Below are 14,196 nucleotides of genomic sequence, written 5' to 3' on the forward strand. Positions count from 1 at the left end.
TAATTCGTGAGTTCTTACAAACCCTTTACTATTAACCCTTATGGTAATATGTATATAGACTTAACAATATGTATAAGTTTATGAAGCAACGAAAAAAGGACTCTATATAGAGTCCTTTTTTCATGTAAGGGGAGTGTTAGTATTAATATCAAATGAAACATGTATTTAAACAAGTAGTAGGTTTGGGGTTAGTATTACTTGTCGGGAGATAAATACACGTACGGTAACCAGGGAATTGTTACCTTTGTCTATCATTTGACATTATCATTATAGGAAGGGTAAATGAGTTAAAAATGAAGAAATTTAATAAATTTCTTTAAGTTTCTTATATTTGTAAAAAACATGGTAATTAATTTTAATTATTGTTGATAAATATGGGACAATTTTGGTATTATATAAAGGAGAAGTTGTATATTTTATAAAGGTTTATCCACATTAAGCTTTTATAAAATATACAGCTCGATAGCATGAGAGGGGCAGTCATATGAGTAAAATATTCACCATATTAACACTTTTGTGGCTACTCAGTATAGGGGGGACTACTAACGCAACGGACTGGTACTATGTTGGACCAGATGCATCAGGAAACCAATTATTTATTGACAATGACAGTGTACAGAAGAGTGATTACGATGCGCTTTTGTGGCTGCGAGTTAATGAACTGGGTGGCGACGAATTGCGATATAAAGTTTATATCAGTAGATATAATCGAACCATGGAAACATTGAAGGTAGATGCGTACATGTCAGACGGGACGCCGTATGAGAATGTAGAATTTAATGAGAATCCTGAGCCCATTGCAGGGAACACAAATGGTCAAGCCATTTATATTTTATTATGGAAATAAAAGAACCATCTAGTACAGCAAACTAGATGGTTCTTTTTATGTGTAAAATATTTATAAAGCATTAGGGAATATTTTATATACTACATCCTCTAGATATAGAGAATGGTATATATGAGGTTTTTAGACTTGAGCTGTATTGCGAGTCAACTCCAAGTCTTGAATCATTTGGAGATCGTCTTGAGGTGAACGACCGCCAGTAGTTAAGTAGCCACCAACCATGATACCGTTTAGGCCACCTTTTAAAGCATAAGCTTGTAAGTCTCGTAGATTTACTTCGCGGCCACCTGCAGTCCGTATCAATGCGTTTGGCAAGATGAAACGGAATACGGCGAAGGTACGTAAGATATCCAATGGACGTAAAGCTTCGTTGCTTTCAAATGGAGTCCCTTTAACAGGATTCAAAATGTTTAATGGTACGGAGTCAATATGTAAACGTTTAAGTTCGAACGCCATTTCTACGCGTTGTTCTAATGTTTCGTTAAGACCAAGAATGCCGCCAGAGCAAACACGGATGCCTGCTTTTTGTGCATTATCTATGGTAAACATTTTGTCTTCGTAGGAATGTGTTGTACAAATATCTGGGAAGTGACTAGGTGCCGTTTCGATATTGGAGTGGTATCGAGTAACGCCAACTTCTTTTAATTTGAGTGCTTGTTCGTAAGTTAACAACCCAAGGGAACAGCAGATTTCAAGACCAATTTCATTTTTGATACGGCCTAATACATGGATGATTTGATCAAATTCATCAGGGTTATTAGTATTACGACCACTTGTTACGATGGAAAAACGAATTGCACCAGCCTCTTTAGCTTTACGTGCTGCTTGGAGAATGCTTTCTTCATCCATGAAAGGATACTCCTGAACGCCTGTGTTGTGGTGTGCGGATTGAGCACAGAATTTACAGTTTTCAGGACATTTGCCGGACCGAGCATTAACAATGGCACATACATCCACAGAATTATCATTGAAATGTTGGCGAATTTTATCAGCCATAGCGAGTAGAATCATGGTATCATCATCTGAAGTATGAATCAGCTCGATTGCTTCTTCTTTTGTAATTTCGCCGCCGTTCATGATGCGGTTTGCAATGGTAAGAATTTTTTCGTATGTACCCACTTGGGATGGTTGTTGATCTATAGGCAAAGCCATAATAGCCTCCGGTAAATTGTTAACTTAATAAAAACATAATATATTGACAATTTGATTGTAAACGTTCACGTATAAATTGTCAACTTAATACATGAATTGGTTAACAAAATAATAACATGTTATGGTTCATATCTTATGAGAAAAGAATATGAGCTTATCTTATAATTTATACTTATTAATAGTTAAGAGAAGTTTAGTTTAACTATATCTTTTTGATGCTAAATGATAGTTATTTTTAACTTATCTTTAAGGTTTTGTAGTATAATAAACTATTGTAATTACTATATATAACTATAATAAAAATATTAATGGAGGAGTGGATATAGATGCAGCCGTTTCGATTTATACACTTTGGTGATCTGCATTTAGGGGCACCCTTTCAATATGCTACAGGTATTAGCAATGCTGTTGATCGCGCCGTAAGTGAAGCAACCTATGTAGCCTTAGATAAAATTATTGATACTGCTATTACAGAACATGTGCATGCTGTCGTAATAGCTGGAGATATTTATAATAGCGAAGACCATAATTTAGAGGCTCAAGTCCGTTTTGTGCGCGCCATGTATCGCTTGGCTGAGCATCGTATTGATGTTTATATGGTACAAGGTAATCATGATCCTGCTGAAAGCTGGAAAGCGCAACTGCAGATGCCAGATAATGTCCATATATTTTCTAGCGAACAGGTACAGCGTTTCCCGCTCATCGTTAATAATATAGAAATTGGTGGCGTATATGGCATTAGTTGTGGTCATGGTAATGAAAGCGACAACTATGCTCGTCAATACAGAGCTTTTGAACGGGATGAGTTTTCCCTTGCTGTCATGCATGGTACTGTAGGTTCTAGTGTAGGCTCTGAAAATCATAATGTAACAGGACCTTGTAACTTAACTGATTTAACAGAGGCTGCCATGGATTATTGGGCATTGGGTCATATTCATAAATCTCAAGTTCTTAGCGAGGAACCTCTCGTAGTTTATGCGGGTAATTCGCAAGGATTGCATCGTAAAGAACATGGACCTAAGGGATGTTATCTTGTATCCGTATCTCATAATGGTCATTGTGATTTGCGATTTATCGACACCTGTGCTGTTCGATTTGAGGAAATCAAAATCGATATTGCTGGCATGCAAAATGAAACAGATTTCTTAGAGATTTTGCGGCGTAAAAAAGAAAACTTGCGAAAGCAACATAAGAAAAACATCTTGTTGTCCCTCGTTTTGTCCGGAACGGGACCTCTACATCGCCTATGTACGCAAGAGGGGATTCGAAAACTATGGTTGCAAGAGTCTCAAAATGAAGAGAAAGGCAAATCTGTATTCGTTATGCCTTACCGTATTATTTCTAATACACGACCTAGTATTAATCTAGTTGAACGACGTTTATTAACAGATGTAGTAGGTGATTACTTGCGTGCTTATGACGATATGGTAGATGGAGATGCGATACAGATTGCGCGTCAAATCATGGCTGATCGTCCTGAATTTAAGCGCTTAGGCGCATATGCCGATTTATTGAGTGATGAATTATTGGCACGAGCTTTAAAACGTTGTGAAATTGAAGGTGTTACTGTATTGATGGGGGCTAATGATGAACATTAAACGCATACGATTTGATGAATTTGGCCCGTATCGCGACTGGTCTTTCACCACGGGTGACAATGGGGTTCAACTCATGTATGGCCCTAATGAAAGTGGTAAAACATCCTTGCTCGAAGGGATGCGCACCTTGTTATTTGGCGGTACTCATAAGGCTTATGGCCCTATGACGGGGGCCCTTGATGTGGACCGTAATGGTGAAAGTTACTATATCGGTCGTAAGGGTAAGCAGTTAGACTTTTACAGCCCTGGTCATCCTGCCATCCATGAAGAGCCGGCTCAACATTGGTGGCATGGCATCGATAAAAAAACATATAACCGCATATTTGCGTTAACATTAGACGATTTACAAGGCCTTGATGTATTACAAGAGGTAGAGGTTCGTTCTCGATTCTTTGGCGCCGAAGGGGGAGAACACTTAGGTGGAGCTGTTAAGGATGTTGAAAAAGGGGCTACAGACCTACTTGTAGCATCCTCGAATGGTAAACGTCGCATCAATGTATTGATGGATGAGCTTAAAGAAAACCGTCAAAAGTTGAGTCAGTTGGCGGAGCATGAAGCGCAATATGTGGAATTACAAACCGTCTTTCACAGTACGGAGCAAACCGAAATGGAATTGCAAAATCAGTTGAAAGAATGGAAGGAATATCGGGATGGTATCGATGTAGTATTGCGTGCGTGGGATACATATCGTCGCAGTGAAGAGGCGCGTATGCACATGCAGCAGTATAATAGTGAGCTCGCCTTGAGTCGTGATGAGTTCCTACGTCTTGATGAAGAAATAAAACGGGCTCGTGACAATATGCAATTATGGCAGGAAAAGGAAGCGGCATTGATGCCCGCTAACTTTAGTCCTGATAGCCCATTTGGAACTTACGGCCAAGATATTGAAGACCTCATTCAACAAGGTGCTAAATGGGAGCAATTACGCCGTGAGTGCGAAGAAGGCGATGCGTACATCCGTAAGGTTAGAGAACAATTAGAGTTTTCACGCACCTTACATTCTGCGTGGCGTCACGATGAGCCAATGGCAGAAGACATCAATTGGTTTGATGGAGAACGTTTGGCAAGTCGTTTGCGCACCGCAAAAGAACAACTTTTACATTGGCAAGACCGCAAACCTGCAGAGGCTACCGATGAGGTGCCGACGGCGAACCTTGAAGGGGCATCATTACCTAACTTTAGTGAAGAAGAATTAGCTAAAAAAGAATATTTAGAACGTGAATTAGATCGTATCTTAATGGATATAGATCAAGTAGAGGCTAGACGGAATAGTTATGGTTCAGACGCACAGCCCACAATTCTGCCAAAATGGCTACAACGCATTAGTGGTATAGGTGCTGTTATAGCTGTATTGGTAGTATTAGCAGGCCTGTTGGTTCTTGAATCTGCATTATATACTATAGGTGGTTTTATTTTCTTGATTCTATCTATGGGGCTATTCTGGTATGCTACCTGGAGGCTTCATAATGGTAACTCTGATGTGTCTAAATTAAACTATGAGTTACAAATTTTATCTTCCCGTAAATCTGATGTAGAACATCAGCTAGAGGCTTTGATCAAGGCTGCTACACCTACAGTGAGTCCTGTACCATCCTTAGAAGGAGAGGCACATCTTGAGCGTTGGATTCAGGAAGGGCATACCTTACAAGGTATTTATGATGAAGCCCTTGCAGCATGGCAAAACTGGTTACCCCGAGGGGCGGCTAAGAGTCTCGATGAAGATGATTTCTTTGGTCTCAAACATGAATATGATCAATATCATGAGCAACTACGCACTATAGAAGGCTATGAAAAGCGTTTAGCGGAGCATAAAGAAGGTCTACGTATTATTGAAGACCAAGCGATGGCTTTGTGGTATAACCTTGGAATAGAGTCACCAGTATCTCCTACGGAATTAAAACGTATTTATAATCAATATAAGAGCTTTCAACAAAATAAAATTGTATGGGAACAAAAGGAAGCACAACGTAAAAGCTTCCGCAATGAATACGATAATTGGCACCGCAAGGAAAAAGAACTACTCCTTCGCCAAAAAGAATTACTCCATAAAGCTGGTATGGAAAGTTCCAACGAGTATCGTCAACATCTTATCGATGAGGACCAATATAAACAGTGGCAAACTATCTACAAGCAAAGTCAGGTACAGCTGGATTTACTTGCTCCTGATGCGGAGAATAAAGACCTGTTCTATCGTCGTTTGCGAGAAGGCAACAAAGATAACTGGTTAGATGAATTGGCTCACTCTGAGCGTGAAATAGCCTCTATTGAAGATAAATTGGCTACCTTGTACGAGCGCCGTGGTCAAATCGTTGAAGCAATGCGTACACTTGGATCTGACCAGGAGCAACACCAAATGTTGCAAGAACGAGAGGCTTTACAAAGTGAATTAGAGTCTGCTCTCGAAGATTGGGCTACGCAAGTATTGATAAGCCATTGTATGGATAAGGCTCAACAATCGTATGAACAAGAAAAACAACCTCATATGTTAGAGCTTGCCTCCTCTTATGTTGAAAAACTAACTGGTGAGAGGTATACGCTTGATATTCTAGGCATTAATAAAGGGGTAGCACTTATCAACAATAATGGGGAACGACTAGAACTTAAATTTTGGTCTAGTGGCTTAGCTGATCAAGTGTACTTGTCATTACGACTCGCCCTAGCTAAGGTATTCTCTTATCAAGTGGAGTCCTTACCGATTATCTTGGACGATATTCTTGTGCGCTTTGACGAAAATCGTCAACGTAGTGCTTTAGAATTATTGGCTGAGCTTGGGAAAAATCAACAGATTTGGCTCTTTACTTGTCAACGCTCCGTATATGATATGGCTCAATCTATTATGGGCATCGATTGCCATAGATTGAGTCGTAGCTAAATGAATTTCAGACTTGAATTAAAGACTCAGTCAAATTAAAGTGGTAATGAAATAATAATCCCTGTGGAGGCATATGCTTTCACAGGGATTATTAGGGATTATTAAAGAATAAATAATGTAAGTGATTGTAACTAAAGTAACTGTTTTAGTTACACAAGTGTGTTAGTATACATTTAGAACGAAAGGGGTTGGGTACTTGAACACAGCATATTTGGACATGATCCAAGGGAGGAACCCGGGTGTAACGCCTGTGTGGTATATGCGACAAGCTGGTCGTAGTCAAGCGGAATACCGTAAAATCAAAGAAAAATATACTTTATTTGAAATTACAAAAGAACCTGAGCTATGTGCTCGTGTTACGGAATTACCTGTTAAGGAATACGGCGTCGATGCGGCGATTCTCTACAAAGATATTATGAGCCCCATGGTGGCTATGAATGTAAATGTAGAGCTCAAGGCTGGTGTGGGGCCTGTATTTAGCACGCCTATCCGCTCTATGGCTGATGTGGATAAATTAGAAACCTTTGATCCTACAAAGGTAGATTATATTGCGAAAACGATTACATTATTAACTTCTGGTATGCTCGACGTGCCGCTCATTGGTTTCTGCGGGGCACCGTTTACCATTGCGTCCTACCTTATCGAAGGGGGTCCAACGAAGAATTACAATAAGACTCGAGGTATGCTCATCGGTGCTCCTCATGTGTGGAATGCACTGATGACTAAACTGGCGGACATGTCCATTGCGTACTTGTCTATGCAAGCCGAAGCGGGTGCTAATGCACTTCAGATCTTTGACTCTTGGGTAGGTGCTGTTAATGCAGACCAGTATAAACAAGGAATTTACCCTCATATGGAGCGGATCATAAAGACTGTGAAATCTAAATATCCTCATTTGCCAATGGCCATGAATGGTGTTGGTACGGATCATTTGGTGTCTATTTGGTCTCACTTGCCTTTAGATGTCATTGCCCTTGATTGGCGTAGTTCCATCGTTATGGCAAACGAGCGCGGCGTAACACAAACGGTACAAGGTAACTTAGATCCGGCGTATTTGTTCGGAGACGAAAAAACATTGGCCCGCGAAGTGGATCGCATCTTGCTCGACGGCGTTCGCTATGGGCGCCATATCTTTAATTTAGGTCATGGCGTATTCCCAGAGGCAGATCCTAAAAAACTTCATTGGCTAACGGACTATGTGCATGAACGTAGTCGTGAGATTTGGACTCAAGAGAGGTAAATTAGTGAAAGTAGAAAAAAAAGGATTATTATTCCTGTCTTATGGTAGCCCTTTAAGTAAGGATGATTTAGTACCCTATATGACGAGCATTCGTCGTGGCCGTGTACCAACGGAAGCAGAGATTACAAATCTCACTAAGCGTTATGATACAATCGGTCAATGGGAAAATATTGAGCTTCAAACTATGGCAGAGTGCCAATATAAAACCTTGCTTACTCTGTTGCCAACTATGCCTTCCGCTATTGGTTTTTTACATATGAAACCATCCATTGCAAATGCGGTTGACTGCTTAGTCCAGCAAGGAGTGGAGCATATTATCGCTATTGTAACAGCTCCATTCTTCACCGCTCTCGGTACTGGAGCTTATGAAAAACAAGTGCAAGCAGCCATTTCAAACTATGATAATGTGACATTCGACTTTATCCGTTCATGGTGGGATCAACCAACTTTTAAGGAATACTGGGTAAAAGCACTTTCAAAGTGTGTGCATAATGCTAAAGATGTATTCGTTATTTTTAGTGCGCACAGTATACCTCTTATCAATAATCATGATGGCGATTCGTATGCGTTAGCTTTAGAGGAAAGCGCTAAAGAGATTGCTGAATATTGTAAATTACCGAACTGGACTGTGGCATGGCAAAGTGCGGCTCCTCATGGCCAATGGTTGGAACCTACCGTAGAGGATGCAATCAATGAAGCTTTACAAACTGGTGCTACTCGCATTGCTTTTGTACCATTTGGATTTGTAAGCAATCACGTTGAGGTACTGTACGATAATGATGTGGAGTGTAAAGAACTCGTTGAAGCAAAGGGCGCAACATATATGCGTGCACCCATGCCAAATTGTAATGAAACATTTTTACAAGCAATGGCGAGTGCAATAATAGAAAGGATTCATTCGTGAACGTAACAATTGTGGGCGGTGGCTTAACAGGGCTAACAGCGGCTTATTATTTAGGCCATGCAAAGCCGGAATGGACCATTACTCTTTTCGAACAAGCACCACGATTTGGTGGGAAAATACAAACGCAACGTGTGGATGACTTCGTAGTGGAACTCGGTCCTGACTCCTATTTGGGGCGTAAAACAGAAATGACAGATCTCGTGTATGATCTTGGACTAGGTGATACCCTCGTGTCTAATGAAACAGGTCAAGCCTTTGTATATGATAAGGGCTCTATCCACCCAATTCCGGGCGGCTCCATCATGGGCATTCCTACGGAAATGATGCCCTTTGTGAAAGCAACACTCATTTCATGGCCTGGTAAATTGCGTGCTGGCCTAGATTATTTTAAGAAACCATACCAACTCGATAAAAATGGGGATGTATCCATTGGTCATTTTTTCAAATACCACTTAGGACAAGAAATGATGGATAAGCTCATCGAGCCCCTATTAGCGGGTATCTATGGTGGCGATATTTATAAAATTAGCCTATTGTCGACATTCCCTCATTTTATTCAAGTAGAACAAAAATATGGGAACATGGTGAAAGGTATGATGGCTGCTAAGATGAGTCACTCCAAAGCCGGTGTCTCTAAGGCTGCCAAAGGGGCTGTTACTGAAGGTGATGTTCCTCGAGCTGGTAAAGGCACTATGACGGACCGTCAATTTGAAAGTCACGAAGCTAAGACTAGTCAAGATACTTCTGCTGGTAATAGTGTAAGCGGTTCTAGCCATGTGACAAAGACTAGTTCTAATCATCAGTCTGCTAAGGCGCAAGCGGATATGGAAAATCGAAAGGGTACTGCTGCTCAATCCGGCATGTTCCGTCAATTGACAGGCGGCCTTGAAAGCGTGATTACCGCTATCGTCAAGGCCATGCCTAGTAATGTACACTTGCATACAGGTGCACTAGTTTCTGATATTCGGTATGTTGATGGTGTATATGCAATCGATGTAAACGATTCTTGTGGCTGTCAATCTACGGCAGACCATGTGATTATCACTACACCGCCGGCAACATATACTCAATGGTTCAAGGATGATGCGGGTTTTGATTTCTTGCGATCCATGGAGCAATCTAGTTGCGCCATTGCTATTATGGCCTTTGATAAAAGCACCTTTGATGGTGATTTAAAAGGATCGGGTCTGCTTATTACCCGTAATATGGATACACCTCTTACAGCGTGTACTATTCTTAATCAAAAATGGCCTCAAACTACCCCTGATGATAAGGTGGTTTTGCGCGTCTTTATTGGTAAGCCAGGTAATGATGTAGTAGAACGACTCAGTGAAGAGGAACTTTCAGAATTGGCAGTCAAAGAAATTCAGCATGTTATGAATTTTTCTGCCAAGCCAGAGTGGGTGCGCATCAATCGTCTCATTCACTGCATGCCTCAATATAATGTAGGCCATCGTGCAGGTATTAAAGTCGTACGTGAACATGTAGCCGAGCAGTATCCAAATCTACACCTCATCGGCACACCTTTTGATGGAATCGGGATCCCTGACGGTGTAAAACAAGCAAAAGAACTGGTAGAAAAACTTGTGAATGACAAGTAAAATAGTGACTTGCTTAAAAGAGTTAGTACAGTATTAAGCAACATAGGATTATCTCAGCCTAAAAGCAGTAATTTAGTCTTAACTAAAGAATATACTAATAAAAAATCTCAATAGAAACTAAATTGAAAAGACTCTATATGCTATAATAGTAAGTGGAGTCTTTTGATTTCCGTAATTATAGATATACATTATTATTTTGATATAATCACCATAGATAGGAGTGATCATAATGGGAAAAGCAATCCCTACAGTAGAAGGTTGGCATAGCCAACACATGGTATTCGCCATGGATTTCAGCGCATGGAACTGCTTCACAGAGGATGAAAAAGCAGCAGCGCGCAATGAATTAAAAGCATTCTTAGCCGACCTTGAAGCTAAACATCAAGCTAAAGAAGGTAGCTATGCATTCTATGATTGTAATGGAGCAAAAGGGGATTTAATCTTATGGATTCTCGGTCCATCCCTTGAATACTTGGCTCAAGTAGAACGTAAATTCCGTCGTTTAGCTATTGCAAGCGTGTTGGTGCAAACTTATTCTTATACTTCTGTAACAGAAGTAAGCACCTATGTTAAGGCCAAGTTAGATACAGAGGAGGTTAATCAAAAATTATATCCTCATGTACCTCGCGATAAATATATCTGTTTTTATAATATGAGTAAAAAACGCGAAGGTGATGACAATTGGTTCATGTTACCACTGCAAGAGCGCGGTGCTTTGATGAAAGCTCACGGTGAACTTGGTAAAACATACTTGGATGTATTATCTGAATTCACTACTGGTGGCTGTGGCCTAGACGACTGGGAATGGGGTATTACTATCTTTAGTAACGACGACATCCAATTCAAAAAAATCGTATACGATATGCGCTTCGAAGAAGCCAGTGCAAAATACGGCATCTTCAGCGACTTCTACGTTGGTACCATCATCGACGATGCACTACTAGAAGAAATTTTTGGATAATAAAAAGGGACTGCTTGGCAGTCCCTTTTTGTTATTATTTAATTCATATATATCGATAAATAACTGCTTGTTGTATCGTATATTCGTTCGATTTATAATGTTGTTAAGGTAGTCGGCGAGGTTGGGCCTCTCTTCGTTATAGAAGGGGGTGAGCTTATGAGTGACTTTGAACTTATTACAGTTATTACTGGAATCTTGACGCTAGTCATTTCCTTTGGAGCACTTATAGCGCTTATTTGCCTCACAAAAAGCAAATAGCCCTCCGTTACCAAGTGTAATTAGATAAACAGAAAGGCCATTTCCTAGATAATTAGTTTTTGAGATGCGCCTGACGTTCCTACTCGTCTGACTATCTATTTATATTATAGAGATAAAGGTATATATCGTCAAATTAGAATGAATGGACTGCTAAAAGAGAACCCCGCATCTATCCGACTTACGAGGTCAAGGCCCTAGGCCGCAGACCTGATAAGTATGGAGGAGAGATGCGGGGTTTCTTTTATCACTTAGTTAAGAAAAGTGAATTATATTTTGTTGTACCGTTGAGTGAACGTAAATTTTCTGTTTCCCAGAAAATTATACATTCATATTTGCGCTTTTACGCACATAGAACCAGTAGCATACTGCTACAGTTACGATGTTGAAGGCTAATAGTACAGCAAAGGCTGGATGGATATTACCAAATGTGGAATATACAAAGCCGAAGATTTTAGGTGTAATAAAGGCACCGTATGCAGCTACGGCAGCTACGAAGCCAGTGATTAAAGAGGATAATAGCGGATTGCCAAATACGTGTGGAATCATACGGAATGTTGCACCTGTTGCGAAACCACAGCTTACGAAGGTCAACACGGACATAGCAAAGAAGAATGGGAAGTTGTGCATATCTACGCCAACTGCAATTAGCGCTGTTGTTACACATAGACCGAGAAGGCTTACAAAGGTAACTTTTGTACCGCTGTTAATTTTGTCTGCTAACCAACCACCTACAGGACGAAGTGCACCTGATACAAGTGGACCTACGAATGCGATAGAAGCAAATGGTACTTCTGGGAATTCTTTACCTACTAATAGACCAAGTGCTGCTGCATAACCAGAGAAAGCACCGAAGGAACATGTATAAAGTAATGTAAGAGCCCAAGTGTGTTTGTTACCAAAGATTTGTACTAGATTTTTAGGATTTGGTTTTTCTAGAGGTAAGTTATCCATGAAACGTGTCATCAATGCAAGGATAACTACAAGAGGTACAACCCACATGAAAGCAGCATTAGCTAGATATACTGCGTTGCCCTTAATAATTGCTGGCGTTACGCCAAATACACTACCTAAAGCGGCAGATCCCATAGCAAATGGAGCTAGGAAGTAGATTACAGAAATACCAAGATTACCAACGCCGCCGTTGATACCAAGAGCAGTACCTTTTTCGGATTTAGGGAAGAAGTTGCCAATGTACGCCATGGAGGACGAGAAGTTGCCGCCCGCTAAACCGATAAGGGCAGTCAAAATCATGAATGTCGTATAAGAAGTTGTTGTATCTTGAACGGCAAAGCCGAGCCATACAACAGGAACTAATAAAATAAGTGTGGAAATAAATGTCCAGTTTTTACCACCGATTAAGGCTGGCATGTATGTGTATACAAATCGCAATGTAGCACCTACAAGGCCTGGTAAGGCAGCTAATGTAAATAATTGATCTGTAGTAAAGTTAAATCCAGCGCTATTTAGCTGAGCCGCAATGGTTGCCCATAAGTACCAAACACAGAATGAAAGTGTTAAGGCAATGGTGGATATAACGAGGTTTTGTTTAGCAATTTTTTTGCCAAACTTTTCCCAAAATTCCGGATTTTCCGGTTGCCAATTAGCCACGATTTCGCTACGGCTTGCACCTACTTGAGGCATTTTTAGTTCGTTCATTTTGAACTTCTCCTTACTGTAACAACTATACACGCAGATAAGACAAGAAAAATATATTAAAATTATATATAAAGTATATATAAATAATAAAATCTAAAAAAATCCTATAGAAAGTATTCGATTTGCTTACAAATTGCGTTATAATTATTGTAGCATTAATATTTTTCAATGTCTTACATCACAGATATATTATATAGTGTAATTTTTTTTGTGAATGTGATGTAAAACACACATATTCTGAAATTAATAAGTTATAATAATCTTATATATACGAAAAAGTATATAGTATAGGTGCTTTTACTATAAATAGATTAGTATAACTAATGGATTTTGTTATAAAAGTACTGTGGAGTGATAATGGTATGGATCAAAATTTAATTAACCAATTGCTTGCTTTGCCGGGTGAGGAACTACATCTTAAAAAAGGTGATTTTCTCTTCCGTGAGGGGGACAAGGCAGAATACTTTTACGTAGTAGTAAAAGGTAGAATGAGCATTAAAAAGTTCGAAGCTAGCGGACACATTTTTGCGTTGCGTTTAGTAGGACCGAATAATGTAATTGGTGAGGTTCCGTTGTATGAGGAGAACACTAGAACATATGTGTTCAACGCCATTGCTCGGGAGGATTGCTCTGTTTATTGTATACGCTATGATGTGTTGGAAGGGGCTATTGCAAAAGACCATTCATTGGCCATTGCAATGATGAAAATCTACACTTTACATATGCGTCGTCAACAGGCAAAATACCGGGACTTGCTACTTTATGGCAAGAAGGGAGCATTCTATTCTACCTTGTTGCGCTTAGCCAATAGTTATGGTGTAAAGCGCGAGGATGGTATCTTTATTGATATTGCCCTAACAAATCAAGAGTTGGCTGAGTTTGCTGCCACATCAAGAGAAAGTTTAAATCGCATGTTAAGTGAGTTACGTAAGTTAGGCTATGTAGCCTATGACAAACACCATCTAGTAATCTGTGATTTTGACGCTTTAATCGGATTACTTGATTTAGAGGTTGATGGTATCGACCCTAATATTAGTAATATCGAATAACAGGATTTTCTCCCTTGTGTTAGCACATCTAGCACAAGGGATTTTTTTGTAGTTTTGAAGG

Annotated in this window: 10 protein-coding genes; 8 read left to right on the plus strand and 2 right to left on the minus strand. The window is 39.9% G+C overall.

Annotated elements, in window-relative coordinates:
* Positions 1–484: 484 nt before the first annotated feature.
* Positions 485–847, plus strand: coding sequence for a hypothetical protein (locus E6X37_RS04985; RefSeq protein WP_008603073.1), 363 nt, complete (start codon positions 485–487; stop codon positions 845–847).
* Between the two features lie 120 nt (positions 848–967).
* Here the strand turns inward: E6X37_RS04985 and bioB are convergent, their stop codons facing one another.
* Positions 968–1,996 carry a biotin synthase BioB gene (gene bioB, locus E6X37_RS04990; protein ID WP_004694042.1) on the minus strand — a complete coding sequence of 343 codons (1,029 nt, stop codon included), beginning with the start codon at positions 1,994–1,996 and terminating at the stop codon, positions 968–970.
* A gap of 326 nt (positions 1,997–2,322) precedes the next feature.
* Here bioB and E6X37_RS04995 point away from each other — a divergent pair, with 326 nt between their 5' ends.
* The 6 genes from E6X37_RS04995 (at position 2,323) to hemQ (ending at position 11,172) form a co-directional block, all read left to right on the plus strand.
* Complete coding sequence (locus E6X37_RS04995) at positions 2,323–3,594, plus strand: metallophosphoesterase family protein (RefSeq protein WP_316689645.1); 1,272 nt, start codon at positions 2,323–2,325, stop codon at positions 3,592–3,594.
* The gene (locus E6X37_RS05000) at positions 3,584–6,466 is read left to right on the plus strand and encodes an ATP-binding protein (RefSeq protein ID WP_316689646.1); all 2,883 of its coding nucleotides are present in this window, start codon (positions 3,584–3,586) and stop codon (positions 6,464–6,466) included. Before E6X37_RS04995 ends, E6X37_RS05000 begins: the two co-directional genes overlap by 11 nt.
* A gap of 196 nt (positions 6,467–6,662) precedes the next feature.
* The gene (hemE, locus tag E6X37_RS05005; RefSeq protein ID WP_316689648.1) at positions 6,663–7,706 is read left to right on the plus strand and encodes a uroporphyrinogen decarboxylase; all 1,044 of its coding nucleotides are present in this window, start codon (positions 6,663–6,665) and stop codon (positions 7,704–7,706) included.
* A 4-nt stretch (positions 7,707–7,710) separates the two neighbouring features.
* Positions 7,711–8,610 (plus strand): ferrochelatase, encoded by a 900-nt coding sequence (gene hemH, locus E6X37_RS05010; protein ID WP_316689649.1) that lies wholly within the window; start codon positions 7,711–7,713, stop codon positions 8,608–8,610.
* Positions 8,607–10,211 (plus strand): protoporphyrinogen oxidase, encoded by a 1,605-nt coding sequence (gene hemG / locus E6X37_RS05015; RefSeq protein ID WP_316060804.1) that lies wholly within the window; start codon positions 8,607–8,609, stop codon positions 10,209–10,211. Before hemH ends, hemG begins: the two co-directional genes overlap by 4 nt.
* Positions 10,212–10,440: 229 nt before the next feature.
* Positions 10,441–11,172, plus strand: coding sequence for a hydrogen peroxide-dependent heme synthase (hemQ, locus tag E6X37_RS05020; protein WP_123138389.1), 732 nt, complete (start codon positions 10,441–10,443; stop codon positions 11,170–11,172).
* Between the two features lie 576 nt (positions 11,173–11,748).
* Here the strand turns inward: hemQ and E6X37_RS05025 are convergent.
* A complete protein-coding gene (locus E6X37_RS05025) occupies positions 11,749–13,086 on the minus strand; it encodes an MFS transporter (protein ID WP_287506897.1) in 1,338 nt (445 codons plus the stop codon).
* Positions 13,087–13,448: 362 nt separating this feature from the next.
* On the opposite strand from E6X37_RS05025, the gene E6X37_RS05030 reads away from it, so the two are divergent.
* Positions 13,449–14,135, plus strand: coding sequence for a Crp/Fnr family transcriptional regulator (locus E6X37_RS05030; protein WP_118091059.1), 687 nt, complete (start codon positions 13,449–13,451; stop codon positions 14,133–14,135).
* The last annotated feature ends 61 nt before the right edge of the window (positions 14,136–14,196 follow it).

This window comes from Veillonella parvula (assembly GCF_032550495.1).
In the GTDB taxonomy this organism is placed as follows: Bacteria; Bacillota; Negativicutes; order Veillonellales; family Veillonellaceae; genus Veillonella; species Veillonella parvula_G.